Here is a 25252-nt window from a genome sequence, read left to right as displayed (position 1 = left end):
AGTTTATTGTGCTGCCTGGCCGCGACGGCCCTCCTCCTCGCCGGATGCGCAGCAACCGTCGGACAGCCGACCCCTCCCCCGGCGGGCGCGGGCTTCGACTACCAGCTCGGCGGCAGCTACCCGCCGGCCGACGGCGTCGAGCTCGTCGTCCGCGACCGCGAGGCCGAGCCCGCGCCCGGCGTGTACTCGGTCTGCTACGTCAACGCGTTCCAGACGCAGCCCGGCGAGGAGGCGGAGTGGGCGTCGCGCCCCGAGCTGCTGCTGCGGGACGCCGCGGGCGAGCCGATCACGGATCCGGACTGGCCGGACGAGACGCTCCTCGACGTGTCGACGGAGACGAAGAGGGAGGCGCTGGTCGAGGTGGTCGCGCCGTGGCTCGAGGGCTGCGCCGAGAGCGGCTTCGACGCCGTCGAGGCGGACAACCTCGACTCCGCCACCCGCTCCGAGGGGCTGCTGACCGACTCCGACACCGCCGCGTTCGCCCGCGAGCTCGTCGACGCCGCGCACCGGGCCGGGCTCGCGATCGGCCAGAAGAACGCCGCGGAGCGGGCGGCGGAGATGCGCGGGCTCGGCTTCGACTTCGCGATCACGGAGGAGTGCGAGGTGTTCACCGAGTGCGACGCCTACACGGACGTCTACGGCGAGCGCGTGTACGAGGTGGAGTACACGGACGTCGACGATGCGGACGCGGTGTTCGCGCGGGCGTGCGCACGCGGCGACGGGATCGGCGTGCTGCTGCGCGACCGCGACCTTCTCACGCCCGGCGACGAGGGGTACGTCTCGGAGCGGTGCTGAGGAGGCCATGTCGGAGGACGAGTCCCTGGACCCACCGTGCTGGCGACGGTGGGTCTCGATACGCCCCTCCGGGGCTACTCGACCAGCATGAGCGCGCTCAGTCGCGCGTGCCCGAGCTCCGTCAACCCTGGTCTGCAGCCCGCGTCCGCCTGGCAGGCTGGGCGCCGTGCCTTCCTGGTCCCTCGCGCTGCTCAGCGGCGCCATCGGCGGCGCGACCCTCCTCGTCGGAGCGGCGCTCGCCTGGTTCGTCCGTGTCCCGCCCAAGCTGACCGCGGCGATCTCGGCGTTCGGTGCAGGCGTGCTCATCTCGGCGCTCGCCTACGAGCTGGTGCAGGAGGCGGCCGATGACGGCGGACTGCTGCCGACGATCCTCGGCACGCTCGCCGGTGCCGTGGTCTTCGTCGGGGCGGACGCGCTGCTCACCCGTGCCGGCGCAGGGAACCGCAAGAGCGCGAAGGGCTCCGGCTCCGCGGGCGGCGGCACCGCGATCGCCGCGGGCGCGCTGATCGACGGGATCCCGGAGTCGATCGTGCTCGGCCTCTCGGTGGCGCAGGGCGGCGCGGGAGCGGCGATCAGCGTGCCGATCGTGGCCGCCGTGGCGATCTCGAACCTGCCGGAGGGGCTCTCCTCGACCGTCGGCATGAAGGCCGACGGACGCTCCGCCCGCTACATCTTCACCGTCTGGGGCGGCATCGCGGCGCTCTCCGCGATCGCCGCGCTCGTCGGCTTCCTCGTCTTCGCGAGCGCACCGGGAGCGGTCGTGGCGTTCGTGACGACGGTCGCGGCCGGCGCGATCCTCGCGATGATCTCGAACACGATGATCCCGGAGGCGTTCGATCGGGACGACGTGCTGACGGGGCTGTACGCCGTCCTCGGGTTCGTGACGGCGTTCGCGCTGCACAGTTTTTCTTGAGGACTCCGCGGGGCGGCGTCCTGCGGTCGGCAGAGCGCGGGGGGTGTTTCGCAGAGCCCGGTGCGTGCGCCGACGGGAATCCGCTGGGACGCGGATTCCCGGATACGGCTCGTGCGTGGCCGGGTGGTTCGGAGGACCGCCGGCCGATGGTCGGGGAGAGAAGCATGCTGGTCGAGTAGCCCCGGAGGGGCGTATCGAGACCCGGCCTCTGCAGAGCGGTGGATCTCGATACGCCCGCTCCGCGGGCTACTCGATCAGCATGGGGAGGCCCGCCGCGCGTGCGGCTCGATCAGCATGTCCCGCCCGCGCTGCTGATCAGGACGATCGCAGCATGGTGGTCGAGTAGCCCCGGAGGGGCGTATCGAGACCCGGCCTCTGCAGAGCGGTGGATCTCGATACGCCCGCTCCGCGGGCTACTCGATCAGCAGGGGGAGGCCCGCCGCGCGGGCGGCTCGATCAGCATGTCCCACCCGTGCTGGTGATCAGCACGACCGCAGCATGCTGGTCGAGTAGCCGCGCAGCGGCGTATCGAGACCCGGCGTCAGCAGGACGGTGGATCTCGATACGCCCGCTCCGCGGGCTACTCGATCAGCATGTGAGGCGCCCACTCCACGGGTCGCTCGATCAGCAGGGGAAGCACGTCAGCCGCTGAAGGACGTCAGGGCGTCGTCGAGGATCGCGAGGCCGCGGGCGACCTCGGCGGGGGTGACCACGGCGGGCGGGACGACGTGGATGCGGTTGTCGGCGGTGAAGGGCAGGAGGCCGCGGGAGAGCAGGTCGGCCTTCAGGCGGCCGACGGCGGCGGCGGGCAGCGGCTCGCGGGTGGCGCGGTCGGTGACCAGCTCGAGCGCCCAGAAGACGCCGGAGCCGCGGACCTCGCCGATCAGGTCGTGCTTCGCCTCGAGGGCGGCCAGGCCGGGGGCGAGGTGCTCGGAGCCGATGGTCTTCGCGTTGTCGACGATGCCCTCCTCCGCCATGGCCTCGAGGGTCGCGACGACGCTCGCCGCGGCGAGCGGGTGGCCGGAGTAGGTCAGCCCGCCGGGGAAGACGCGCTCGTCGAAGTGGTGCGCGATCGGGTCGTCGATCAGGACGCCGCCGATCGGCACGTAGCCCGAGTTGACGCCCTTGGCGAAGGTGATCAGGTCGGGCCGGACGTCGAAGGCGTCGAACGCGAACCACTCGCCGGTGCGGCCGAAGCCGGCCATCACCTCGTCGAGGATCAGCAGGATGCCGTAGCGGTCGGCGAGCGCCCGCACGCCGGCGAGGTAGCCGGGCGGCGGCGTGAGGATGCCGGCCGTGCCGGGGATGGTCTCGAGCAGCAGCGCCGCGATCGACTCGGGGCCCTCGGCCTGCACGACGCGCTCGAGGTGGTGCAGCGCGCGCTCGCACTCCTGCTCGGGCGTCTCGGCCCAGAACTCGGAGCGGTAGAGGTACGGGCCGAAGGCGTGCACGTGCCCGCGGGCGTACTCGTTGGGGATGCGGCGCCAGTCGCCGGTGGAGACGATCGCGGCGCCGGTGTTGCCGTGGTACGAGCGGTAGAAGGAGACGATCTTGTCGCGACCGGTGTAGAGGCGCGCCATCCGGATCGCGTTCTCGTTGGCGTCCGCGCCGCCGTTGGTGAAGAAGACCTTCTCGAAGCCCTCGGGCGCACGCTCGGTGATCAGACGTGCCGCCTCGGCCCGGGTCTCGTTCGCGAAGGCCGGGCCGACGGTGGTGAGCACCGCCGCCTGCGCCTGGATCGCGGCGACGACCTTGGGGTGCTGGTAGCCGATGTTGACGTTCACGAGCTGGCTGGAGAAGTCGAGGTAGCGGGTGCCGTCGACGTCCCAGACCTCGGCGCCGAGGCCGCCGGCGATCGGCAGCGGGTTCAGCGCGCCCTGCGCGGACCAGGAGTGGAAGACCCGCGAGCGGTCGGCGGCGGTGACGGAGGCGTTGGTGCTGCCGGTGGGAGTCGTGTCCGAGGGTGTCGTGTCCGAGAGCGTCATGCCTCCATCGTGCCGCGCGCGGGCCCGTCGCGGGCGGCCCGCTTTGTCGAAGCGTCAGCCCTACGATGGACAGAACGTCGAATCCGAGGGAGCCGCCCGTGCCCGCGACCGTCCGCGATCTGCTCGCCGAGCCGGCCTTCCGCCTCCACGTCCTCGCGGGCGTGCACGACGAGGCGGCCCTCGACGCTCCACTGGTCTGGGCGCACTCCTCCGACCTCGTCGATCCGACGCCGTGGCTCGAGTCGGGGCAGCTGCTGCTCACCGACGGGGTGCACTTCAAGCAGGCTCCCGGGACGCAGGGCGCCGACTTCTCGGAGGCGTACGTCGCGCGCCTGCGCGGCCGGGGCATCCGCGCCCTCGGCTTCGCGACCGGCATCGTGCACGACGAGGTGCCCGCTCCCCTCGTCGCGGCCTGCGCCCGGCAGGGGCTGCCGCTGCTCGAGGTCGCCGATCTGACGCCGTTCATGGGGATCATCCGCTTCGTCGCGGACGTCATCTCGCGCGAGCAGCGCGAGCGACTGGAGTGGTCGCTGGAGGCGCAGCGCCGGGTCGCGCGGGCGGCGCTGCGACCGGACGGCCTCGCGGCGATCCTCTCGGAGCTGGAGCGCCAGCTGGACTGCTGGGTCGCGCTCTACGACGCGGTCGGCCAGAGGGTGCACCTGCCGACCCGGCTCGACGTGCCGGAGGCGGCGGAGCGCTCGGTCGCGGCGGCCGTGCGCCAGGCGCTCGCCCGGGGCAGCCGCGCGGGGCTCCGGCTCGACGACGGCGGCGGCGTCACCCTGCAGACGCTCGGGCAGCGCGACCACCTGCGCGGGGTGCTCGCGGTCGGAACCGGCACTCCCCTGGATCCGGCCGGCAACGACCTGGTGGCGAGCGTCATCGGGCTCGCGAGCATCGCCCTCGAGCAGCGGCGCGCCCTCGACACCTCGCGGCGGCAGCTGCGCTCGGGTCTGCTCGAGCTGCTCGTCGCCGGGGCCTTCGACGTCGCGGCCCGCACGGCACGGCAGCTCTGGGGCACGCTGCCCGCCGAGCCGGTCCGCGTGAGCGTGCTGAGCGAGCCGGTGCGCGGCGACTCGCTGCTCGACGAGCTGGAGGTGTTCGCGGAGGAGAACGGGGCGCGGCTGTTCTTCGCCGAGCGCGACGGGGCCCTCGTGGTGATCACGGGTGCGGAGGATCTGGCGCTGATCGCGGGGGTGCTGGAGCGGCACGGTGCGCAGGCGGGGTCCTCGGCGCCGATCGCCTGGTCGGAGCTGGAGCGGGGGCTGGTGGAGGCGCGACGCGCGGCCGACCGGGCGACGGCGGAGCATCCGCTGCTCCGCTTCGAGGACGTGTCGGCGCAGGGGATGCGCGGCCTGCTCACGGCTGCGGGTGCCGAGCCGCTCGCGCGGCGGCTGCTCGCGCCGCTGCTCACGCCCGAGGGCGGCGTGCTGCTCGAGAGCGCCCGCGTCTGGCTCCGCTGCAACGGCGCCTGGGAGCCGGCCGCCCGCGAGCTCGGCGTGCACCGGCACACGCTGCGGAACCGCATCACGGCGGTCGAGCGGGCGCTGGGTGTCGACCTGGACGACGTGGACGCACGCACCGAGCTGTGGCTGGCGCTGTGCTTCTCGGCGCCGGTCTCCTCCTCCGTCGTCGATCGGCCGCGGTCGGCCGAGCGAGAGGGGGACGCCCCACAGAGCGACGCACGTCCGCCCACGACGAATCGCTGACACGCGATTCGCCGGTTGCGCTCGACCTTGCGATGGTCGGTGTGCGGTGGCCCCGCGAGATGCCACTTATGAGCAGGACACGCCGTAGAAGTCGCTCATAAGTGGCATCTCGCGGCCCGGCTCAGTTTTGAGGGAAACCGAGGTTGATGCCGCCGTGCGACGGGTCGAGCCACCGCGACGTGATCGCCTTCTGCTGCGTGAAGAAGCGGACGCCCTCCGCGCCGTGGGCCTTGGTGTCGCCGAAGAGGGACGACTTCCAGCCGCCGAACGAGAACGTCGCCACCGGCACGGGGATCGGCACGTTGATGCCGATCATCCCGACCTCGACCTCGTTCTGGAAGCGGCGGGCCGCCCCGCCGTCGTTGGTGAAGATCGCGGTCCCGTTGCCGAAGGCGCCGTTGTTGATCAGGGCGACGCCCTCCTCGTAGGACTGCACCCGCACAATGGAGAGGACGGGTCCGAAGATCTCCTCGGTGTAGGCCTTCGAGGTGATCGGGACGTCGTCCAGCAGGGTCGGCCCGAGCCAGAAGCCGTTCTCGTCGCCGTCGACCTCGATGCCGCGGCCGTCGACGACGACCTTCGCGCCGTCCTCCTCCGCGATCGCGATGTAGGAGGCGACCTTGTCGCGGTGCGCCTCGGTCACCAGCGGGCCCATGTCGCAGCCGCGACGGCCGTCGCCGATGCGCAGGGTCGCGGCGCGCTCCTGGATCTTCGCGATCAGCTCGTCCGCGACCGGCTCGACCGCGACGACGACCGAGATCGCCATGCAGCGCTCCCCCGCCGAGCCGAAGCCCGCGTTGATGGCGGAGTCGGCGACGAGGTCGAGGTCCGCGTCCGGCAGCACGAGCATGTGGTTCTTCGCCCCGCCGAGGGCCTGGACGCGCTTGCCGTGGCGGGTGCCGGTCTCGTAGACGTACTGCGCGATCGGGGTGGAGCCGACGAAGGAGATCGACTTGACGTCGGGGTGCTCGAGGAGGCCGTCGACGGCGACCTTGTCGCCGTTCAGGACGGTGAAGACGCCGTCGGGGAGACCGGCCTCCTTCCAGAGCGCACCGAGCCAGATCGCCGACGACGGGTCCTTCTCGGACGGCTTCACGACGACGGTGTTGCCGGCGGCGATGGCGATGGGGAAGAACCACATCGGCACCATCGCGGGGAAGTTGAAGGGGCTGATGATGCCGACGACGCCGAGCGGCTGCTTCACGGAGTAGACGTCGACGCCGGTGGAGACCTGCTCCGAGTACTCGCCCTTGAGGTGGTGCGCGAGGCCGGTCGCGAACTCGACGACCTCCTGGCCGCGGGTGATCTCGCCCATCGCGTCGGAGAGGACCTTGCCGTGCTCGGAGGTGATGATCTCGGCCAGCTCGCCCTTCTTCGCCTCGAGCAGCTCGCGGAACTTGAAGACGATCTGCTGGCGCTTGGCGAGCGAGGTGTCGCGCCAGGCGGGGAACGCGGCCTTGGCGGAGGCGACGGCCGCGTCGATCTCGGCGGCGTCGGCCAGCGCGACCTCCTTCGTCGCGACGCCGAGCGCGGGGTCGTAGACCGGCGCGGTTCGGCCGGACGACGAGGGTGAGGCTGCGCCGTCGATCCAGTGGCCGACGGTGGACAGCGAGGTGGCGGGCGACTCGGCGATGCTCATGGGGTCGAGGGTAGGCGGGGACGGCGCGGACGCGGGGAGCGGATGTGTCCAGGCACCGGCACCTCGGATGGACGGAGCGGCACGGCGGGGGGATCTCGATACGGCCGCTCCGCGGCCCACTCGATCAGCATGAAAGGGGGCGGCGCTGCCTCCACGATCAACAGGGAGCGCGGACATGCTGGTCGAGTAGCCGCGCAGCGGCGGATCGAGACCTGCCCCATCAGCGAGCGTGGTCGCGCGCACATGCTGGTCGAGTAGCCGCGCAGCGGCGTATCGAGACCCGGCCCTCTGCAGAACGGTGGATCTCGATACGGCCGCTCCGCGGCCTACTCGACCAGCAGGGAAGGGGGCGGCGCGGCCTCCGCCGCCGGCGCGAAGCGCGCCAGGGCCGCCGTGATGTTGTCCTGGCCGCCGCGCTCGTTGGCCCAGGCGACGAGCGCCTCCGCCAGCGCGACGGGGTCGTCGCCGACGCGGGCGACGGCGTCGTGCAGCACGGTCGCGAGCTCGTCGGCGGGCGAGGCGTAGTTCCAGAGGCCGTCGGAGCAGACGAGCACCCAGCCGGGCTCGTCGAGCACGGTGGAGGCGAGGGTCGGCGACTCGTCATGGGCGTCAGCACCCAGCCACTTGGTGATGGCGTGCGCGTCGGGCGCGGACTCGGCCTCGGCGCGGGGCACGCCCGAGGCGATCTGCTCCTGCGCCCAGGAGTCGTCGACGGTGAGCTGCCGGGCGGGGCCGGCGTCGGGGACCCAGTAGCTGCGGCTGTCGCCGACGTTGCCGGTGACCAGCAGCGCGCCGTCGAGGATCGCGGCGGTGAAGGTGCAGGAGGGCGGGTTGTCGCGCTTCTCGGGCACCGCGGCGTCGATCGCCCCGGAGGCCCGCGCGACCGCCATCTGCAGCAGCGCGCCCCAGCGCTCGGCGCCGTGCACCTCCCCGCCGACCTCGGACCGCAGCGCGCTCAGCGCGGCGCGGGCGGCGGCGAGCGAGGCGGTGTCGGAGTCGGGGGTCGAGGAGACGCCGTCGCAGACCACCAGAAGCGCCGTCCGCAGGCCGCCGTCCTCGCCGGCCGTCGCGCCGAGCGCCATCGCGTCCTCGTTGGCCGCGTGCCGGATCCCGCGGTCGCAGACGCCGCCGACCAGCGGGTGCGGCGCCTCCGCCCAGTGCTCGCGCTCGGTCGGCGCGCGCTGCCCGCACTGCTCGCAGTAGCCGTCGTCGGCGATCGCTCCCCCGCAGTGCAGGCAGGCGGTCGGGCCCTCCGAGCCGGCGGCGGGCGGGGCGGCCGCGGCGGCCGGGACGATCAGCGTCGTCCCGCAGGCCTCGCAGAAGGCATCGCCGGTCGAGACCGGCTCGCCGCAGTTCGGGCAGGGCGTCGACAGCTCGGCGCTCACGGAACTCTCCCCGCTCACGTCGCTCTCCCCGCTCACGTCAGCGTCCAGCGGCGCACGGCGTTCGCCCGGTCGACGAGGCGCAGGCGCTCCTCCTTCTCGCGGGTGGCGGCCGCGAGCGAGCGGTAGGAGGTCTCGAGGCCGTCCCGGAGGGCGGGCTCGGTGGCGTCGATCCCGCCGATCGTCGCGCCCTCGGCGGGGCCGTCGCGGCGGACCAGCTCGAGCGCCGACTCCAGCACCCCCGTCGTCAGCTCGAGCCGGGTGCGCGAGTCGATCGCCACCGTGTCGACACTGGCGAGCGCGGCGGAGAGCGCCGGCAGTCCGCGGCCGGAGCCGGCCAGCAGCTCGGCGCGGCGACGGCGGGCGTCGACGTAGGAGGAGCGGGTCGGCGTGACGATGTCGAGCGCGTCGAGCGCGCCGTCGAGGTCGGCCCGGTGCTGCCGGACCCGGGCGAGACCGAAGGCGGCCGGCGCGGTGTAGTTGGCGTCGGCACGCGCGCAGATCACGTAGAGCGACTCCGCCACCTCGGGCTCGCCGCTCGACTCGCAGGCCGCGGCGAGCGCGAGCTTGGGCGCGAGCTCGCCGGGCACCTGGCCGTAGACGGTGTTGAACGAGGCGCGGGCGCCGATGTCGTCGTGGCGGGCGAGCTGGGCCAGCCCGCTCATCCACACCGCGCGCCACTCCCACGGGTCCTCGGTGAGGATCTCCCCGGTCGCGCGGGCGACGTCCTCCCAGCGCTCGGCCTCGATCGCCGCGCGGGCGCGGGCGAGCCGCACCTCGACGGTGACGGTCGGCGCGAGCGCGAGCGCGCGCAGCCGCACGATCGGATCGGCGACGTTGACGCCCGCGAGCCAGGCGCGCGCCGGGTCGGACTCGTCGGTCTTGAGCCCGGGCAGCGCGTCCCAGGGCAGCGGACGGTCGACCACGTCGGCGACGGGCGCCTCGAAGAGCGCCGACTCGGTCGAGTGCAGTGCGGGGTGCCCCGGCCCGCGGTCGGTCGCGACGACCTCGCGCAGCACGCCGAGCAGCTGCCCGCGCATCTCGTCGACGGTGGCGAAGCGGTCCTGCGGGTCGGGCGCGCAGGCCTTCGCGACCAGGCGGTAGAACGAGTCGTACTTCTGGAACAGCGGCGTCTCGGACACCGGCGGCAGCGAGGCCACGTAGGTCGTCTGGTTGCCGCGGAAGTCGAGGACGAGCGAGGCGATCGTCCGCCCGATCGTGTAGACGTCGGAGGCGATCGACGGCCCGAGCTCGGGCACCTCGGGCGCCTGGTAGCCGACGGTGCCGTAGATCGCCGACTCCTCGTCGTCGGCGCGGCGCACGCCGCCCAGGTCGATCAGCTTGACCTGGTCGCCGACCTGGATCATGTTGTCCGGCTTGAAGTCGCAGTAGAGCAGTCCGTGGTCGTGCAGGTAGGCGAAGGCGGGCATCACCTCGAGGACGAAGGCGAGCGCCTGGTCGACGGGCAGCGGATCCGCGGAGCCGCCGTTCGCGTCGCGGCGCTCCTGGAGGATCTGCTTGAGGCTCGGTCCGCCGACGTACTCCATCACGATGTAGCCGGCGCCCTCGTGCAGGACGAAGTTGTAGATCTCGACGATCAGCGGGTGCTCGACCTCGGCGAGGTACTGCCGCTCCGTCACCGCCGCGGCGTACGCGTCCGGGTCGCCGGAGTTCAGCAGGCCCTTGAGCACGACCCAGCGGCCGGAGACGTTGCGGTCGCGGGCGAGGTAGATCCAGCCGAGCCCGCCGTAGGCGAGGCAGCCGACGACCTCGTACTGGCCGCCGACGACGTCACCCTTCGCGAGCTGCGGCGTGAAGCTGAACGGAGTGCGGCAGTTCGGGCAGAAGCCCTCGGTGCGGCCGGGCTTGCCGTCGCGGCCTCGGCCGACCGCGGTGCCGCAGTTGGAGCAGAAGCGCTTGCGCTCGGGGAGCACCGCCTCCTTCATCAGCGCGGCCATCGGGTCGGCGGCGGGGCGCGAGGGGACGGTCGTCAGTCCGGCGCCGAGCCGCGGGCCGCGCAGGCGGGTCGAGGTGGTGCCGACGCGGCGGGTGGTCTTCGAGCCGGTCTGCGCGGTGCGGGCGGAGCCGAGCGCGGCGGTCGCGAGGCGGGCGGAGGAGGTGCGGCCGCTGCGGGCGGTCGCCGCCTCCTCGGTGCTCGATCCGACCGGAGCCTGCGCGTTCGGCGCGCCCTCGGCGAAGCCGGTGCCGAAGGCGGCGGAGGCGGTGGCGGGAGTGGGGCCGGCCGCGGGAGCGGGGCGGCGCGCGGTGGGAGCGGACACCGCGGCCGCCGGCGCCTCCGCCGGCAGCCCGCAGACGTTGCAGTAGCCGTCCTCGATGACGCCGGTGCAGCCCGGGGTCGAGGTGCAGGGGTCGCCGTTCATGAGCTGGCCTTCCGGTGGTGCGAGGGAGAGGAGGCGGTCGGCAGATCGCGGGTGATCACGTCGTACTGCTCGACCAGGTGGCGGGCGAGCGGCACCGAGCAGGGCACCGCGTCGAGCGCGGCGCGGACCTCGGCGTCGGCCGCGACGCCGACGGCGGAGGCGGCCCGGCCGTTGGCGGCGGCGCGCTCGCGCAGGGCCCGCAGCCGGAAGCCGAGGGCGGCCCGCTCGCGCAGCGGCGAGGTGTAGGCGGCCTCGACGGCGTCGAACGCCCGGCCGACGGCGGTGAGGCGGGCGAGGTGCGCGTCGAGCGCCTCCCGGCCGGTCGGCGGCTCGCCGAGGCGCGAGACGTCGGGCACCGCGAGGCGGGGCGGATCCGCGATCTCGCGGCGGCAGCGGGCGACCAGCTCGCGCAGCGGCGCCTCGCGCAGCTCCGCGGCGGCGGCCAGCTCGCGGGCGCGGACCCGGTCGTGCTCGAGTCCGCGGCGCTCGGAGGCGGCGATGATCAGGTCGCGCTCCAGCCGGGCGGAGTCGCTCTCGAGCTGGCCGAGCGGGCCGGAGACGTCAGCGCCGCGGCCGGCCTTCTCGGCGAGGGCGTCGAGCCGCGAGCGGAGCACGGCGACGCGCTGGGCGGCGGCCTCATCGACGGTGCCGCGTGCATCGCGGGTGAGGTCGCGGCAGCGCTCGATCTCGGCGCGCACCCCGACGATCCGGCCGGCGACGTCGGTGCCGCTCGGGTCGAGCTCCAGGCGCGACTTCAGCTGGCCGATGACGGCGTCGCAGAGCCGGACGGCCTCGACCAGCGAGACGGCAGCGCTGCCGCCCGAGCCGGAGGAGTCGAGGCGCCCCCAGATCAGCTGCGACATCCGCTCGCGGGCCACGGTGTCCACGCGGCCGGAGTCCCAGACGACCTCGAGCTCGGCGAGCCGCCGGGTGACGGACTCGCGCAGCGACTGCGCGAGGACGACGTCGGCGGTGTAGCTGTCCGCCTGCGGCGAGGCGAGCGCGGCGGCGTCCAGCCGCGAGAGCTCGCGGGTCGTCCGCTCCAGCCAGCGGCCGAGCTGCGCGAGGTAGTCGAAGAGCGCACGCTGCGGGATCGCCTCGCCCAGGCGCCCCGGAGCGACGGGCGTCCCCTCCGAGACGCCCGCCCCCGCTCCCGTCACTGCCACCATCAGCGCCCGTACACCGCGGCGGGCGGCGTCGCCGTGCCGAGATCGCCGAGCCAGCGCTGGTAGATGCTCTGCCAGCGGCCGTCGGCGCGGATGCTCTCGAGCGCCGCGTTCACGAAGCGCACGTAGTCGGCGTCGCCGGCCGGCATCCCCAGGCCGTAGGGCTCGGAGCTGAGCTGGTCGCCGATGACCTTGGCGTACGGGTCCTGCGCGACGAAGCCGGCGAGGATCGTGTCGTCGCCGGCGATCGCGTCGACCGATCCCTCCTGGAACTCCGCGAGGCACTCGGTGTGCGTGTCCGCGGCGACCGCCTCCACGTCGGGGTAAGCGCTCTCGAGCCGGCTGAGCGTGGTGGTGCTCCGCGGCGCGCAGACCCTCGCGCCGGCGATCTTGTCGATGCTGTCCGCCTCGTTGCTCTTCGAGACGAGCACCTTCAGCCCCGCGGCGTAGTACTCGGAGGAGAACGCGATGCTGTCCCAGCGGTCGCAGGTCATCGTCAGCGTGCGGGCGACCAGGTCGACCTGCGGGGTCGCGGCGTCGCCGCTGAGGGCGGGCAGGCGCTGCGCCGAGGTGATCACCACGAACTCGATCGCGGTCGGATCGCCGAGGATCGCGCCGGCGATCTCGCGGGCGATGTCGATGTCGAAGCCCTCGATCGTGCCGGTCAGCGGGTTGCGGGAGGACATCAGCAGGGTGTCGGCCGAGACGCCGACGCGGAGCTTCCCGTTGTCCCGGATCTGCGCGAGGCGGGGGCTGTCGGTGACGCCGGTGGGCGCGTAGGAGGTGACCGCCGAGGGCGAGCACTCGGCCGTGGCCGGAGCGGCGGTCGACGGCGCGGACGCCGTGGGGGTCGGCGTGGTCGCCTCGGTGATGCTGCCGAGGTCGCTCGCGCCGCTGGTGCAGCCGGAGACGGCGAGCACGGTGCCGAGCAGGAGCGCGACGGCGCCCGTGCGCAGGGTGCTGAGGCGGGTCATCGGTACTCCTCCAGTCGCTGCGCGACGCCGCGCCAGGCGAGCAGGGCGCCCACCAGGCCGGCGGCGAGCAGTATCCAGGAGGCGATCGAGGCGGTCGCGCTCCCGTCGTCGAGTTCGGTGCGGGTCGCGTTCGTGTCGTCGACGATCGCCGTGCGCGCATCGTTCGCGAAGGCGGTGAACGCGCCGTTGGCGGTGCCGTCCCCGGTGGCGGTGGCGAGCTTCACCGCCTCGTCCCAGTTCCCGCCGTCGTCCTGATCGCGGATCGCCGCGTGCAGATCGAGCCACGCGTTCAGCTCCGTCAGCAGCGCCCCGTCGACGATGCCGTCGTCGACTCCGGCCTGCAGACGGTCGCCCGCGTCCTTCGCCGCCGCCTGGAACTCCGCCTCGAGCGCCGCTCCCGAGCCGCGCTTGATCAGCGTGAAGCTCTCCAGCGACTTCGCGTCGCTCGCCGCCGTGAGCGCCTGCGAGACGACGAGGGTCGCCTGGTAGGAGTCGGCGCGCACCGCCGCCGCGCGCCCGCCGATCGAGCCGAGCAGGATCGTGCCGCCGATCCCGACCAGCAGCAGCAGTCCGGTGGCGGTCGCGAGCGGCCGGTTGAGGTAGCGGTGCGTCCTGCGCGCCAGCCAGACCTGCGCCGCGACGAGCAGGAGCAGCATCGCGAGCGAGCCGATCAGCAGCAGCACGCTGAAGCGCACGGTGTCGTAGGCGGCGGCGACGCGGTCCGCCCCGCGGGTGACCAGCCCGTTGAGATCCGTGAGGATCCCCTTCTCGGCATCGGTCAGCTGCGCCGAGGCCTGGTCGAGGTACGCCGAGCCGACCGGGAAGCCCTGCCGGTTGTTGGCGCGGGCCTGCTCGATCAGTCCGCTGTAGGTGGTCAGCTTGGTGGCGACCTTCGCGAGGGTCTCGGCGTCGTCGGGCTGCGTCGCGGCGAGCCGGGCGATCCGCGAGGACGCGCCGGCGAGGTTGTCCACGTAGGTCTGGCGCTGCTCCGCGGGCTCGAGACCGCCGACCAGGAAGGTGTTCGCCGCGATCGCGTTGGCGTCGACGAGCAGGTTCCGCACGTCCTGCACGCCGATCAGCTGGGCGGCCTGCTCGCGGGCCTCCTGCGCGGCGCGCGCCTGCAGCGACGCGGCCTGCTGGGCGAAGACACCGAACAGCACGGCGGCGAGCGCCGTCAGCACCAGCAGCAGGCGGAGGGTGCGCGGAGTGGTCGAGGTCGCGCGGGCGAGGAGGGTCGGTCGCCGAGCGGCAGACGCAGTCTGCGCGGGTGCGGGCGGAGCCGGCGGCGCGGCAGTGGCGATGCTCATGCGATCTCCTCGGTCGATGCGTCGGTCTCGGACTCCGCTGCCGGGGACTCCGCGTCCGGCAGCTCCGCCTCCACGACGTCCTCCGCCTCCAGGGTCCGCAGCTCGTCGAGCGTCGGCTCCTCGGTGTCGCGCAGGCGCCAGGCGTGACGCGCGATGGCCGCGTCGAGCACGTTGCGCACCCAGCGCCCGTTGCCGAACGCCTCGGTGCGCTCCTGCGCGGCGGCGACGTCGGCGAAGGCGGCGACCGCCTCCTCCGTCGGGGTGAAGTCGGCGGCGGCGGCGAGGCGCGCGAAGATCGCGGAGAGCTCCTCGTCGCTGTAGTCCGCGAAGTCGATGGTGGTGGAGAAGCGGCTCGCGAGCCCGGGGTTGGTGTCGAGGAAGCCCTGCATCGGCCCGGAGTAGCCCGCCACGATGACGACCAGGTCGCCGCGGTGGTCCTCCATGTCCTTGACCAGGGTGGTCACCGCCTCCGCGCCGTACTGGTCGAGCGCGAGCGCGTAGGCCTCGTCGATGAAGAGCACGCCTCCGCGGGCCGAGGCGATCACCTCGGCGGTCTTCATCGAGGTCTGGCCGAGGTAGCCGGCCACCAGCTCGGAGCGGTCGACCTCGACGAGCACGCCCTTCGAGAGGATGCCGAGCGAGCGGTAGATCCGCGAGACGAGGCGGGCGACGGTGGTCTTGCCGGTGCCCGGGTTGCCGGTGAAGACGAGGTGCCGGGTGAGCGTCGGCGTGGTCAGCCCCGCGGCCTGGCGCAGCGTGTCGATCCGAAGCAGCTGGGTCTGCCGCTTGATCTCGCTCTTCACCCGGTCGAGGCCGATCAGCGCGTCGAGCTCGGCGAGCAGGTCCTCGATCGCCTCCGGCGGCTCGAGCGGCTCGGGCTCGGGCTCCGGCGCAACAACCGCTGGCGGAGCCGAGGCGGTCGGCGCCCCCGGCTCGTCCTGCGGCCCGTCGTGCTCGGTCCGCCGCAGCCGCGCGAGGATCTCGTCGACCCCCGGCACTCCGGCAGGAAGATCGCGCCGGAGTTCGGGCGCGGAGGACCCGGCCGGCGAAGCCGCCGCTCCCTGCACCGCCCCCCGCTGCGCCGCCGCCGTCGCCGACGCCGCCGCGATCCCGCCGATGCCCGGCTGCCCGAGCGAGCTCGCCGCGGATACGACCTCGGTCAGCGCCCGCGCATACGCCCCGGCCTGCTCCGAGCGCGCCGCGACCAGCCCGGCGAGCAGATCGGTCGGCGAGCTGCGCCAGCGCCGCGCGCTCGACGCCGCGGCGAAGAACGCCTCGAGTCCGCCGGTGGTCCCGGTCTCGGCGAGCCAGTCCTGCCCCGCCCCGGTGATCGACTCCGCGACCGCCGCCGCGAGCCGGGCGCCCTCGGCGCGCACGGCGGCGCCGTCGAGCCCGGCGGCGGCTCCGACCAGGACGAGCGCGTCGAGCGACGCCGGCAGCGTGCTCACGAGGCGCTCGGCGGGGTCAGCGAGCCGGGGGCGGCGGGGCTCGAGGACGCGGGCGGCGCGTCGAGCCCGCTCGACAGCGACGACTCCGTGAACTTCTCGGCGAGGAACTGCCCGTGCGCGATCAGCGCCGAGGCGTCCTGCCGCGAGACGGCGTCGGAGATCCGGTCGAGGGTGCCCCCGAGCAGGTCGAGCTGGTCGCAGAGGATCATCAGCGAGGTCTTCCCCTTGTAGACGGCGCGGCGGTCGGCGAAGTCGCGCGGCAGTCGCAGGTAGCCCTCGACCGCCTCGGGCAGATAGCTGGTGGCCGTCGCGACGACGGTGTGGCCCTGCCGGCTCATCCCGCCGAGGCGGTCCAGGCGCGGCACCATCTCACGCACCGTCTCGTCGACCCGGCGGATGCGGGCCGCGACGATCGCCGGGACCTTGCCCGCGGTCTCCGCCGCGACCCGGTCGAGCGCCGCGAGGATGTCGTCGCTGGACGGCACGCGCGGGAGTGCGGGCGCGGTCTCCTCCGGCACCGGATCGGTGCCGCCGAACAGGCGGGAGAGCCAGCCCATCGGCTAGCGGCCGAGATCGAGCGAGGAGGCCGCGTCGATGTCGGAGTTGCTGCGCCGGGCCCGCTCGACGTACTCGCCGGCCTTCGCGGTCTCGACCTGGAGGACGCCGACGGTCTGCGCCATGCTGTCGAGCGCCTTGATCTTGAAGTCCGAGATCGAGTCCATGGTCTGGTAGATGTTCGCGAACGCGGCCTGCAGCTGCGGGAGCCCGACCGTCGCCGACGCCGCCTGCGACTGGATGCTCGCGGACTGCTCGGCGAGCATCCGCGACGTCGCCTCGATCATGTTCGAGGTCGTCGTGTTGAGCGCGGTGATCTGGTCGAGCACGAGCCGCTGGTTGGCGAGCGCCTGCGCGACGATGACCGCCGTGCGCAGCGCCGACACGGTCGTCGTGGTCGCGCGGTCGACGCCCTTGATCAGCTCGACGTTGTTCTTGATCACGACGTCGATCGCCAGGTAGCCCTGGATCGAGACGGCCAGCTGGGTCAGCAGGTCCTGGTGCTTCTGCCGCGCGTAGAAGAGGACGTCCTCGCGCAGCGCCCGGGCGCGGTCCGGGTCGGTCGCGTCGAGCTCGGCGATCTTCGCGGACAGCTTCACGTCGAGCCGCTCGGCGACGTAGATGTACTCGTTGAGGCGCGTCATCGTGTCCCAGAGGTTCTGCTTCTCCAGGTTCAGCGCCGCGTTGTCCTTCCGGAGCTCGTCCTGGCCGTCGTAGAGCGCCTGGATGATCGCGTTGAGGTGCGACTGCGCGCTTTCGTAGCGGCGGAAGTAGTCGGTGATCTTGTTGCCGAAGGGGATGAAGCCGAGGATCTTCTTCTGGATGTTGTCCTCGGAGGGGTCGAGGTCCTCGACCGTGCGGCGCAGCTCCAGCAGTGTCTTGCCGATGTTCGAGCCCTCGGAGAGCCCGCCCTCCTGCAGCGCCCGGACGGGCGTCTTCAGCAGTCGGTTCGAGGAGTCGGCGGCCGAGCGGATGTCGGCGTCGCCCATCGTGCGGATGTCGTTGGCCTTCGCCGCGAACTCGGGGCTGCGCGCCTCCGCGGACATCAGCGACGCGAGGTAGCCGTCGACCTTCGCCTCGAGCCCGGGCAGCGCCTGCTCGGGCACCTTCGGCGCGATCGACGGCGCCGAGGTGGTCGCGACGGCGGCGACGGGCTCGGGCGGCGTGAGCGAGAGAGCGTTCTGGGGCGGCTGCAGGGCCTCGGTCATCGGGGGATCCTCACCGTAACGGGCGCGCACCGTGACCGGCGCTCGGCGCCGACTGGACGAACGTGGCCCCAGCATATCGCCGGGGAGTGAGCGCTCCCTCAGACTCCCGCGGGCCGCCGCCGGAGCGTGGCGACCGCGACTCCGCCCAGCGCGATCGCGCCGCCGATCAGCGCGGCGGCCGGCGGGGTCTCGGCGAGCAGGAGCCAGGACAGCAGCACCACGACGGCCGGGACCGCGTAGGTGGTGGCGGCCGTGCGGCCGGCGCTGGAGCGGGAGAGGACGTAGCCCCAGGTGGTGAAGGCGACGGCCGTCGGGAAGACGCCGAGGTAGACGACGGCGGCGATCGAGGAGGCGGGCGCGGCCTGCAGCGAGGCGAGCAGCTCCGGGGCGAACGGCAGGCAGGCGACGGTGGCGGCCAGGCAGCCGATCCAGGTCATCGTCATCGCGTCGACGTGCCCGAGCAGGCGCTTCTGCAGCGTCGCGGCGCTGCCGTAGAGGACCGCGGCGGCGAGGCCGAGGACGACGCCGATCACGTCGAACTGCCCCGAGGAGGTCGAGAACGCGATGACCGCGACTCCGGCGAGCGCCACCGCCATGCCGCCGAGCAGCCGCCGCGGGAAGCCCTCGCCGAGGAGGAGGCCCGCGAGGACCGCGGTGATCATCGGCGCGATGTTGACCAGGAGCGCCGCGGTGCCGGCGTCGACGTGCCGCTCGGCCGCGTTGAGCGCGAGGTTGTAGACGCCGAACCAGGCGACGCCCCAGACGAGCACGAGCAGGAGGATCCGGCCGCGCGGCACCCGGCTGCGCTCCGGCCGGACGCCGCGGCGGCGCGCCGTGATCACCAGGCGCACCACCGTCAGCGCGATCGAGCCGACGACGATCCGGCCGAGGGTGAGGGCGCCGGGGCCGAAGTCGTCCGCGGCGAAGCGGATCCCGACGAAGGCCGAGGCCCAGAGCAGCACCGTCACCGCGATCGCCGACCAGAGCAGGACCGCGTCGCGGCGGCTCGGGGCGGCGGTGGTGCGGGAGGGCGCGGTGCTCGTCATGGACTCATCGTGGCGGGACGGCGGGCGTCAGCACCAGTCCACGGTTCTACCGGATCGTGCAGTGCGGCTTCATGATCGCTAGGGTCGGCTCATGCTCGACGTCCAGCGCCTCCGCATCCTCCGCGCCGTCGTCGCGGCCGGTTCGATCGTCGGAGCCGCGTCGTCGCTCGGCTACACGCCCTCGGCGATCAGTCAGCACCTCGCCGCGCTGCAGCGCGAGACCGGGCTGACCCTGCTCGAGCGGGTCGGTCGCGGGGTCCGGCCGACCGCCGCGGGCCGCACCCTCGCCGAGCAGGCCGACCGGGTGCTGGAGCGGCTCGGCGAGGCGGAGGCGGTCGTCGCCGACCTGCGCGCGGGCCGGGCCGGGCGGCTCTCGATGACCTACTTCGCCTCCGTCGGCAGCGCCTGGATGCCCGAGGTGGCGCGGCGGCTGATCGCCGGCTTCCCGCAGCTGGCGCTCGATCTGCGTCTGGGCGAGGAGGTGGCGGAGGACCCGGCGGAGCGGCCGGACGTCCAGCTGCTGGTCGCGGAGCCGGGTGGGTCGGCGGACTCCCCCGGCTTCACGGCGCACCATCTGATCGACGACCCGTATCTCGCCGTGCTGAGCCGGTCGCACCCGCTCGCCGGGCGCGCCGAGATCGAGCTGGCCGAGATCGCGGGCGACCGGTGGATCGACAACGACCTGCCGACGGGCTGGTGCCGCCGGACCCTCGTCGACGCGTGCGCGGCGGCGGGCTTCACACCGCGCTTCCGCGTGCAGGCGAACGATCACGTGACGGCGGTCGCCTTCGTGGCGGCGGGGATGGGGCTCACGGTGCTGCCGGCGCTGGCCGCCCAGCCCCTCCCGGCCGGGCTCGTGGCGGTGCCGCTGGTGCGGCCGCGCCCGCTGCGGTCGATCCACGCGGTGGTGCGCGGGTCGGTGGCGTCGTCCGCGCCGGTGCGCGTCGCGGTCGCGGCGCTGGTCGAGCTCGCAGGAGCCGGCTCCGGGCGGTGAATCGCGCCGCGGATGCCGCGGGGCGCGCCGATACTGCGCTGCACAGGCCGGTTCGCAGCAGCGGGGAGCACGATGGCCGCGTGACCTCCGTCGAATCCGTGACCCGCTCCGCGCCCGCGCTCGGCGGGCCGCGCATCCTCCGCCAGCGCTGGACCGAGGCCGCCTTCCTGCACTGGCGCGTCGACCCGGCGCTGGTCGCCCCGCACCTGCCGCCCGGAGTGCGCCCGGACGAGCACGACGGCGCCTCCTGGGTGGGCCTCATCCCGTTCCGGCTGTCGCGGACGGCGTTCCTCGGCGGGCCGCGCGTGCCGTGGCTGGGCACCTTCCCCGAGGTGAACGTGCGGCTCTACTCGATCGACCGGCACGGGCGACGCGGAGTCGTCTTCGTCTCGCTCGAGGCCTCGCACCTGCTCCCGGTGCTGACCGCGCAGGCCGTCTTCGGACTGCCCTACCGCTGGGCGCGGATGGGGATCGAGCACCGCCACGGCGCGGTCATCTACACGACCGAGCGGATCGGCGACCCCGCCGCGCGCTCGCGGATCGTGGTGCGGCCGACCCCGGCCACCGACGCGTCCGAGGACCCGCTCGCCGGCTTCCTGACCTCGCGCTGGGCCTACCACGAGCGCCACCTGGGCTCGACCTGGTACGGCCGCAACCTGCACCGGCCGTGGCCGCTGCAGCGCGCGGAGCTGCTCGCGCTCGACGACGGGCTCCTCGAGGTCGCCGGCTTCCCGGGGCTGGCGACGCGGGCTCCGGACTCGGTGCTGTACTCCCCGGGAGTGGAGACGGTGTTCACGGTGCCGCGGCGGGTCTGAGGCGGGCGCCCGTACCCTGACGGCATGCATCCGTCCGCGACCGTTCCGCTCCGCCTGATCGGCGCGCTCGCTGCGCTGCTGACGCTGGGCGGCTGCACGACCGGTGGGTCGCCGGGCCCTGTCGGGACCGCGGCCTGCGTGCCGCTCGTGCGGGTCGAGCCGGCGGTCGTCGCTCCGGGCGGGACGGTGACGGTGGTGGTGAACGACGATTGCGATCGGGACGCTCCGGACGGCGGCTGGGTCGTGGTCGCGGCGCCGGTGGGGCCGGGTGAGGAGGACCGGGTCCGGGTGGGCGTCGACGGTCGGCTCTCGGAGGGGTTCTCGGCCGAGGTGCGGATTCCGGAGGACTTCCCCGTCGGCGAGGCCTTCGCAGGGATCGACGCGTGGGACTTCTCGGCGTGCTCCGACGGCGCGAGCTGCGCGAGCCCGATCGGGGGCTTCCGGGTCGCGATCGGCGGGTGACGACGGCTCCGGAGTGGTGCGGCGCTCCTCCACAGGATCGACTTCGGCGAGTTCTCCGACGATCCGTCGGAGGAGGCGACCGCGCGTCGGTGGTCTCTGGAACCATTCTCGTATGGTTCAGAACGAGGACGGGGAGCGACCCCACGAGGGGCGCTCAGGCGCGGAGGCTGCGCTCGCCTCGGCGGTCGATGCGGTGTGCGCGGCCGATCCGCTCCGGGCGCAAGCGGAGGCGCAGCGTGCCGAGCTGGTCGAGCGCGCCCGGCTCGCGGCGGCGGCCTCGTACGACGTGCTTGTCGATCCGCTGGTGCGCAGCCGCGCGGAGCGGCGGGAGGCGGCGCAGCGGGCGCTCGTCGCCGAGCTCGCCACCGCGCTGCGGATGTCGGAAGCGCACGTCTGCGGGCTGATCGAGGAGAGCCGGCTGCTCGTCAACGAGCTCCCGCTCACCCTCGCCGCACTCCGTGAGGGTCGGATCTCGCCCGAGCACGCGCGGGTGATCCTCCGCGCCGCCGCCGAGCTGCCGCCCGAGGTGCGCGGGCGCCTCGACGAGGAGGCCGCCGTGGTCGCGGCCGACCGCACTCCCCCGCAGCTGCAGCGTCGCCTCCGGACCCTGCGGGAGCGACTGCATCCCGAGTCGCTCCGCGAGCGCCACCGGCGCTGCGCCGCGCGGCGCGCGGTCTGGCTCGACGACGGGAGCGACGGCATGGCCACCCTGCTCATGCACCTTCCCGCTCCCCAGGCGCAGGGCGCCTTCGACCGCATCGACCGCGTGGCGCGCTCCCTGCGCGAGCTGCCCGGCGAGAAGCGAACGATCGGGCAGCTGCGGGCCGACGTCGGAGCGGCGCTCCTGATCGACGGCGAGACCGACGGCGCGGAGCGGCGCTCGACCGGCACCGCCGTCCCCGTCGGGATCCGGCCGCGGGTCGCCGTCACCGTCCCCGTCCTCACGCTCCTCGGCCGCTCCGACGAGCCCGGCACCCTCGAGGGCTACGGGCCGATCGACCCCGAGACCGCGCGCCGGCTCGCGGCCGATGCGCCCTCCTTCACGCGGATCCTCACCCATCCGGAGACCGGCGCGGTGCTCTCCGTGGGACGCACCTCGTACCGGGTGCCCGCCGATCTGCGGCGCCACCTGCTGCACCGCGACGAGACCTGCCGCTTCCCCGGCTGCACGCGCGCGGCCTCCGCGGGCGACGTCGACCACGGCGTCGAGTGGCAGCACGGCGGCCGCACCGACGCCGACAACCTCGCCCACCTCTGCCGCCACCACCACCGGCTCCGGCACACCAGCACCTGGCAGGTCGAGCACCGGGCCGCCGGAGTCCTGCACTGGATGAGCCCGACCGGCAGGCGGCACGTCACCCGTCCCGCGCGCACCGGGCCGCCGAGAGGCCGTGCGGCACCGGGCAGAGAACCGGACGCCGTGAAGGACGAGCCACCGCCGTTCTGAGGTCGGGAGGGTGTCGGTGCGAGGATCGAAAGGGGGACGTCTTCAGCGAGAGAACGGGATCGGGGGCACAGATGATCGCTTCTTCGACGCGCCTGATCGAGGTCGTCCGCGAGGGCTGGGAGATGGACTGCTGCGGCGCGCCGTTCGCGGTCGGGGATCGGGTCGCCTGGTCGCTTCTCGCCTCTCCGGCCCGACCGACGGGTCCGGCCCGCTACGCGGAGGAGCACCACCAGGACCTGCCCAACGCACTCACGGTGACCGGGGTCGTGCGCGGGATCGTCGACGAGACGGTGCTCGGCGCGATCCCGGCGATCGGCGAGGGCGTCTTGGTCCCCGACCCCGCCCGGCGGAGGCTGCAGCGACTCGCGTCCTGGGACCGCTCCACCGGCGGCGCGACCCTCCGCGTCGCCCTCGAGATCGACGCGGACGCCGAGCTCCCGCCGCCGTGGGAGCCGCCGGAGTCCACCCCCGATACTCGGATGCCGGACCCGGAGGTCGTCGCCGCTCTGCACGCGCTGCTCGTCCGTCTCCACGGCACCTGGCGCGGCCGGGTCGGCATCCGCTCCATCGAGCGCGGCAGGAAGGCGAGCATCGTCCCGCACACCGCGGGCGCCGGCGAACTGCACTGGGCACTCGGGCCCGAGCACCTCGTCGTGAACCTCGGCGATGACCGCGTGATCCTGCCCGGCGATCTCGAGGGCGCCGCCCGGCTCGAGGTCATCGCCGACGAGGTCGCCCGCGGCGTCGCCCGTCAGGACCCGCCGATCACGAGTCAAGGGGTCCTGCTGATGCCCGCGCGCAGGCGTAGGGTTCCCACTTCGGCCTGGTGAGACACTCGGCTCCCGCACTCGGCTTCCACGACCAGCAGAGGACGACCCACATGCCCACGACACCGACCGCCGTGCTCTTCGACATCGACGGCACGCTCGCCGACACCAACTTCCTGCACGTGGAGGCCTGGTCGCGCGCCTTCTGGCAGGCCGACCTCGACGTCGCGACCTGGCGGATCCAGCGGGCGATCGGCGCCGACTCGTCGGAGCTGCTCGACCTGCTCCTCGAGGACGACGTCGACGACGACGCGCGCACCCTGGTGAAGGGCCTGCATGCGAAGAACTACGCCGAGGCGTCCGCCCGGATCGCGCTCCTGCCCGGCGCGCGCGAGCTGATCCGGGCGCTCGCCGGGCGGGGCGTCCGCATCGTGCTGGCGACGTCCGCGCCGCAGAACGAGCTGGACGTCCTGCTCGACGTCCTCGACCTCGGCGACGCGGTGCACGCGGTGACGAGCGGTGAGGACGTCGAGACCGCGAAGCCGTCGCCCGATGTGATCAGCATCGCGCTCGAGCGCGCCGGCGTCTCGACCGACCGCGCGATCATGATCGGCGACGCGACCTGGGACGTCCTCGCCGCCGAGCGGGCCGGCCTCGCGACGGTCGCGGTGCAGTCCGGCGGCACCGGCGAGCACGAGCTGCGCGAGGCCGGCGCCATCGCGGTCTACGAGGACGCCGCGGCGATCCTCGCGGATCTCGAGGGCGGACCGCTGGCGAGCCTCCTGCGCTGACCCCGGGAGGAGAGCAGGGGGCCCGCCCCGCGGTCAGCTCTGCGGACGCCTCCGCAGCACGAGCAGCGTGATGCCGATCGCCGCGACGACGGCGACCAGCGCCCCGCCGATCCAGAGCACGTCGCCCAGCAGCGCCGGGTCCGACCCCGTCGCCGCCTCGGCCTCGTCGGCGGACGGCGCCGAGGCGTCGGACACCGCGACGGTGCCGTTGCAGTCGGGGACCGACTCCGAGCCCTCGGCGAGGGCGACGTCCGCTCCCGGCTGCCAGTCGAAGCCGTACTGCCCGGAGACGGGGTGCCCGTCGGTCGAGACGACCTGCCAGGTCACCTCATAGGCACCGGCCGCGCCCAGCTCGAGCGGCATCGACGCCTCCGGTCCGACGACGCTGACGCAGCCGTCGCCGTAGTAGAGGCCGTCAGGCCCGACGACGCGGAGGGCCGCCGCGGCGCCGTCGTTGCCGAGGACCAGCAGGTCGTCATTGGTCGTCAGAGCGAGCGTGCCGGGCTGCTCGGTCACCGTCGAATCGACGGCGGGCGTCGTCGAGACGAGGTAGTTGTGGGCGCTGGCGGGCGCCGCCACCGCGACCGAGCCGATCAGCCCGATCGCAGCGGCGGCGAGGACGAGGCGTCCGCCCTTCCGGTGAGCGACCGTCACGCGGACGCCTTCGGGCTGCGGCGACGCGAGGCGAGACCGAAGGCGACGCCGACGGCACCCAGGACGAGTCCGCCGACGCCGAGGACGCGCGCGAGCACGTCGTCGCTCTGGCCGGCCGCGGTGGTGGCGGAGGCGGTGGTCGCGACCGCGTCGTCACCGTCGCCGTCGTCGTCGTGGTGGCCGGAGCCCTCCATCGCCGCGGTCACGGCGACGGTCGGCGCCGGCAGCTCCGGCTCGTCCTCGCCCTCGACGGTGGGCTGGTCCCAGGCGGTCGAGCCGGTCTCGCAGGTCTGCAGCACCGGGAACTCGAGGGTCGAGCCGGCCGCGTCCTCCGGCAGCTGCAGCTGCAGCGAGACGGTGTCGCGGTAGCCGTCCGCGAGCGCGGTCTTCGCGGTGTAGACGACGTCGGAGACGCGCTGGGTCGCGGTGTTGCCGTGCGAGTCGGTCACCGGGTCGGCGATCTCGACCTCGTTCTTCACGACGTCCCAGTTGGGGTTCACGGTCGGGCTGACCGAGTTGATCCCCTCGGGGATGGTGATGCTGAGCCCGGTCGTCGGCGAGCCCTCGCAGCCGTGGGCGAGCGAGAAGGTGACGACCGTGTACGAGCCGGCGGCCGTGCTCGACGCCGCGGCGGTGACGTGCGCGCTCGCGGCCGTCGGAGCGGCCAGCGCGAGGGCGACGGAGCCCGCGGCGACGAGCGCACCGCCGCCGACGAGGCGGACGCGGGAGGAGAAGGCGGAGGCAGAGGAGGAAGAGGAGGTGCGGGTGGTGGTCATGATCGTGAGGAGTCCTAGCGGGAGTCGGCGCAGCCGCGAGA

The 25252-nt window shown here is 73.9% G+C and carries 22 protein-coding genes; 9 read left to right on the top strand and 13 right to left on the bottom strand.

Translation table 11 applies throughout. From position 1 onward, the window contains the following. Window positions 1-6 precede the first annotated feature (6 nt). Complete coding sequence (locus tag EDF45_RS03175) at window positions 7-795, top strand: endo alpha-1,4 polygalactosaminidase (protein WP_221181080.1); 789 nt, start codon at window positions 7-9, stop codon at window positions 793-795. A 166-nt stretch (window positions 796-961) separates the two neighbouring features. Continuing rightward, the gene (locus tag EDF45_RS03170) at window positions 962-1708 is read left to right on the top strand and encodes a ZIP family metal transporter (RefSeq protein ID WP_123734949.1); all 747 of its coding nucleotides are present in this window, start codon (window positions 962-964) and stop codon (window positions 1706-1708) included. Window positions 1709-2349: 641 nt separating this feature from the next. Here EDF45_RS03170 and EDF45_RS03165 read toward each other — a convergent pair. After that, window positions 2350-3693 (bottom strand): aspartate aminotransferase family protein, encoded by a 1344-nt coding sequence (locus EDF45_RS03165; RefSeq protein ID WP_123734948.1) that lies wholly within the window; start codon window positions 3691-3693, stop codon window positions 2350-2352. A gap of 98 nt (window positions 3694-3791) precedes the next feature. Between EDF45_RS03165 and EDF45_RS03160 the strand changes: the two genes are divergently transcribed. Continuing rightward, complete coding sequence (locus EDF45_RS03160) at window positions 3792-5399, top strand: PucR family transcriptional regulator (RefSeq protein WP_185020076.1); 1608 nt, start codon at window positions 3792-3794, stop codon at window positions 5397-5399. A 121-nt stretch (window positions 5400-5520) separates the two neighbouring features. On the opposite strand, the gene EDF45_RS03155 is transcribed toward EDF45_RS03160, so the two are convergent. The 10 genes from EDF45_RS03155 to EDF45_RS03110 all read right to left on the bottom strand — a co-directional run bounded on the left by EDF45_RS03155 (window position 5521) and on the right by EDF45_RS03110 (window position 18505). Then, window positions 5521-7038, bottom strand: a complete 1518-nt coding sequence (locus EDF45_RS03155; protein ID WP_123444932.1) for a CoA-acylating methylmalonate-semialdehyde dehydrogenase — start codon at window positions 7036-7038, stop codon at window positions 5521-5523. 326 nt (window positions 7039-7364) lie between these two features. Beyond that, window positions 7365-8423 (bottom strand): PP2C family serine/threonine-protein phosphatase, encoded by a 1059-nt coding sequence (locus tag EDF45_RS03150; protein ID WP_260311748.1) that lies wholly within the window; start codon window positions 8421-8423, stop codon window positions 7365-7367. 32 nt (window positions 8424-8455) lie between these two features. Beyond that, a complete protein-coding gene (locus EDF45_RS03145) occupies window positions 8456-10801 on the bottom strand; it encodes a serine/threonine-protein kinase (protein ID WP_123734946.1) in 2346 nt (781 codons plus the stop codon). Further along, complete coding sequence (locus EDF45_RS03140; RefSeq protein WP_123734945.1) at window positions 10798-11970, bottom strand: hypothetical protein; 1173 nt, start codon at window positions 11968-11970, stop codon at window positions 10798-10800. The genes EDF45_RS03145 and EDF45_RS03140 overlap by 4 nt, the downstream gene beginning before the upstream one ends. Continuing rightward, the gene (locus EDF45_RS03135) at window positions 11970-12941 is read right to left on the bottom strand and encodes a glutamate ABC transporter substrate-binding protein (protein WP_123734944.1); all 972 of its coding nucleotides are present in this window, start codon (window positions 12939-12941) and stop codon (window positions 11970-11972) included. Before EDF45_RS03135 ends, EDF45_RS03140 begins: the two co-directional genes overlap by 1 nt. Then, window positions 12938-14248 (bottom strand): hypothetical protein, encoded by a 1311-nt coding sequence (locus tag EDF45_RS03130; protein ID WP_123734943.1) that lies wholly within the window; start codon window positions 14246-14248, stop codon window positions 12938-12940. The genes EDF45_RS03135 and EDF45_RS03130 overlap by 4 nt, the downstream gene beginning before the upstream one ends. Next, a complete protein-coding gene (locus tag EDF45_RS03125) occupies window positions 14245-15696 on the bottom strand; it encodes an AAA family ATPase (RefSeq protein ID WP_123734942.1) in 1452 nt (483 codons plus the stop codon). Before EDF45_RS03125 ends, EDF45_RS03130 begins: the two co-directional genes overlap by 4 nt. Continuing rightward, window positions 15693-16253 (bottom strand): hypothetical protein, encoded by a 561-nt coding sequence (locus EDF45_RS03120; protein WP_185020075.1) that lies wholly within the window; start codon window positions 16251-16253, stop codon window positions 15693-15695. The genes EDF45_RS03125 and EDF45_RS03120 overlap by 4 nt, the downstream gene beginning before the upstream one ends. Before the next feature lie 3 nt (window positions 16254-16256). Next, window positions 16257-17459 carry a toxic anion resistance protein gene (locus tag EDF45_RS03115; protein WP_123701898.1) on the bottom strand — a complete coding sequence of 401 codons (1203 nt, stop codon included), beginning with the start codon at window positions 17457-17459 and terminating at the stop codon, window positions 16257-16259. A 98-nt stretch (window positions 17460-17557) separates the two neighbouring features. Then, window positions 17558-18505: a DMT family transporter gene (locus EDF45_RS03110; RefSeq protein ID WP_123734941.1), complete on the bottom strand. Its 948-nt coding sequence runs from the start codon at window positions 18503-18505 to the stop codon at window positions 17558-17560. Window positions 18506-18596: 91 nt separating this feature from the next. On the opposite strand from EDF45_RS03110, the gene EDF45_RS03105 reads away from it, so the two are divergent. The 6 genes from EDF45_RS03105 to EDF45_RS03080 all read left to right on the top strand — a co-directional run bounded on the left by EDF45_RS03105 (window position 18597) and on the right by EDF45_RS03080 (window position 23781). Next, window positions 18597-19499 carry a LysR family transcriptional regulator gene (locus tag EDF45_RS03105; RefSeq protein ID WP_123734940.1) on the top strand — a complete coding sequence of 301 codons (903 nt, stop codon included), beginning with the start codon at window positions 18597-18599 and terminating at the stop codon, window positions 19497-19499. Window positions 19500-19579: 80 nt separating this feature from the next. Then, window positions 19580-20314 carry a YqjF family protein gene (locus EDF45_RS03100; RefSeq protein WP_221181079.1) on the top strand — a complete coding sequence of 245 codons (735 nt, stop codon included), beginning with the start codon at window positions 19580-19582 and terminating at the stop codon, window positions 20312-20314. A gap of 24 nt (window positions 20315-20338) precedes the next feature. After that, the gene (locus EDF45_RS03095) at window positions 20339-20776 is read left to right on the top strand and encodes a hypothetical protein (RefSeq protein ID WP_123734939.1); all 438 of its coding nucleotides are present in this window, start codon (window positions 20339-20341) and stop codon (window positions 20774-20776) included. Window positions 20777-20888: 112 nt separating this feature from the next. Continuing rightward, window positions 20889-22223 (top strand): HNH endonuclease signature motif containing protein, encoded by a 1335-nt coding sequence (locus EDF45_RS03090; RefSeq protein WP_123734938.1) that lies wholly within the window; start codon window positions 20889-20891, stop codon window positions 22221-22223. Between the two features lie 71 nt (window positions 22224-22294). Then, window positions 22295-23053 (top strand): DUF6578 domain-containing protein, encoded by a 759-nt coding sequence (locus EDF45_RS03085; RefSeq protein ID WP_123734937.1) that lies wholly within the window; start codon window positions 22295-22297, stop codon window positions 23051-23053. 50 nt (window positions 23054-23103) lie between these two features. Then, the gene (locus tag EDF45_RS03080; protein ID WP_123734936.1) at window positions 23104-23781 is read left to right on the top strand and encodes an HAD family hydrolase; all 678 of its coding nucleotides are present in this window, start codon (window positions 23104-23106) and stop codon (window positions 23779-23781) included. Between the two features lie 33 nt (window positions 23782-23814). Here EDF45_RS03080 and EDF45_RS03075 read toward each other — a convergent pair whose 3' ends face one another. Both EDF45_RS03075 and EDF45_RS03070 read right to left on the bottom strand, forming a co-directional pair. Continuing rightward, entirely contained in the window at window positions 23815-24435 is a 621-nt protein-coding gene (locus EDF45_RS03075) for a copper resistance CopC family protein (RefSeq protein WP_123734935.1), read from the bottom strand. Next, window positions 24432-25211: a YcnI family protein gene (locus EDF45_RS03070; RefSeq protein ID WP_148060207.1), complete on the bottom strand. Its 780-nt coding sequence runs from the start codon at window positions 25209-25211 to the stop codon at window positions 24432-24434. The genes EDF45_RS03075 and EDF45_RS03070 overlap by 4 nt, the downstream gene beginning before the upstream one ends. Window positions 25212-25252: the final 41 nt, after the last annotated feature.

The sequence above is a fragment of the Rathayibacter sp. PhB186 genome, assembly GCF_003751825.1.
Classification (GTDB): domain Bacteria; phylum Actinomycetota; class Actinomycetes; order Actinomycetales; family Microbacteriaceae; genus Rathayibacter; species Rathayibacter festucae.
The sequence above is the reverse complement of the archived record's forward strand: the minus strand, read 5'-3'. Positions and strand labels throughout refer to the sequence as shown.

What these genes read in the sequence shown, in the direction of transcription:
- EDF45_RS03165 (WP_123734948.1), bottom strand. Translation starts at nt 3,693, where the DNA reads ATGACGCTCTCGGACACGACACCCTCGGACACGACTCCCACCGGCAGC.
- EDF45_RS03155 (WP_123444932.1), bottom strand. Translation starts at nt 7,038, where the DNA reads ATGAGCATCGCCGAGTCGCCCGCCACCTCGCTGTCCACCGTCGGCCAC.
- EDF45_RS03145 (WP_123734946.1), bottom strand. Translation starts at nt 10,801, where the DNA reads ATGAACGGCGACCCCTGCACCTCGACCCCGGGCTGCACCGGCGTCATC.
- EDF45_RS03140 (WP_123734945.1), bottom strand. Translation starts at nt 11,970, where the DNA reads ATGGTGGCAGTGACGGGAGCGGGGGCGGGCGTCTCGGAGGGGACGCCC.
- EDF45_RS03135 (WP_123734944.1), bottom strand. Translation starts at nt 12,941, where the DNA reads ATGACCCGCCTCAGCACCCTGCGCACGGGCGCCGTCGCGCTCCTGCTC.
- EDF45_RS03130 (WP_123734943.1), bottom strand. Translation starts at nt 14,248, where the DNA reads ATGAGCATCGCCACTGCCGCGCCGCCGGCTCCGCCCGCACCCGCGCAG.
- EDF45_RS03120 (WP_185020075.1), bottom strand. Translation starts at nt 16,253, where the DNA reads ATGGGCTGGCTCTCCCGCCTGTTCGGCGGCACCGATCCGGTGCCGGAG.
- EDF45_RS03115 (WP_123701898.1), bottom strand. Translation starts at nt 17,459, where the DNA reads ATGACCGAGGCCCTGCAGCCGCCCCAGAACGCTCTCTCGCTCACGCCG.
- EDF45_RS03110 (WP_123734941.1), bottom strand. Translation starts at nt 18,505, where the DNA reads ATGACGAGCACCGCGCCCTCCCGCACCACCGCCGCCCCGAGCCGCCGC.
- EDF45_RS03105 (WP_123734940.1), top strand. Translation starts at nt 18,597, where the DNA reads ATGCTCGACGTCCAGCGCCTCCGCATCCTCCGCGCCGTCGTCGCGGCC.
- EDF45_RS03095 (WP_123734939.1), top strand. Translation starts at nt 20,339, where the DNA reads ATGCATCCGTCCGCGACCGTTCCGCTCCGCCTGATCGGCGCGCTCGCT.
- EDF45_RS03090 (WP_123734938.1), top strand. Translation starts at nt 20,889, where the DNA reads ATGGTTCAGAACGAGGACGGGGAGCGACCCCACGAGGGGCGCTCAGGC.
- EDF45_RS03085 (WP_123734937.1), top strand. Translation starts at nt 22,295, where the DNA reads ATGATCGCTTCTTCGACGCGCCTGATCGAGGTCGTCCGCGAGGGCTGG.
- EDF45_RS03080 (WP_123734936.1), top strand. Translation starts at nt 23,104, where the DNA reads ATGCCCACGACACCGACCGCCGTGCTCTTCGACATCGACGGCACGCTC.
- EDF45_RS03070 (WP_148060207.1), bottom strand. Translation starts at nt 25,211, where the DNA reads ATGACCACCACCCGCACCTCCTCTTCCTCCTCTGCCTCCGCCTTCTCC.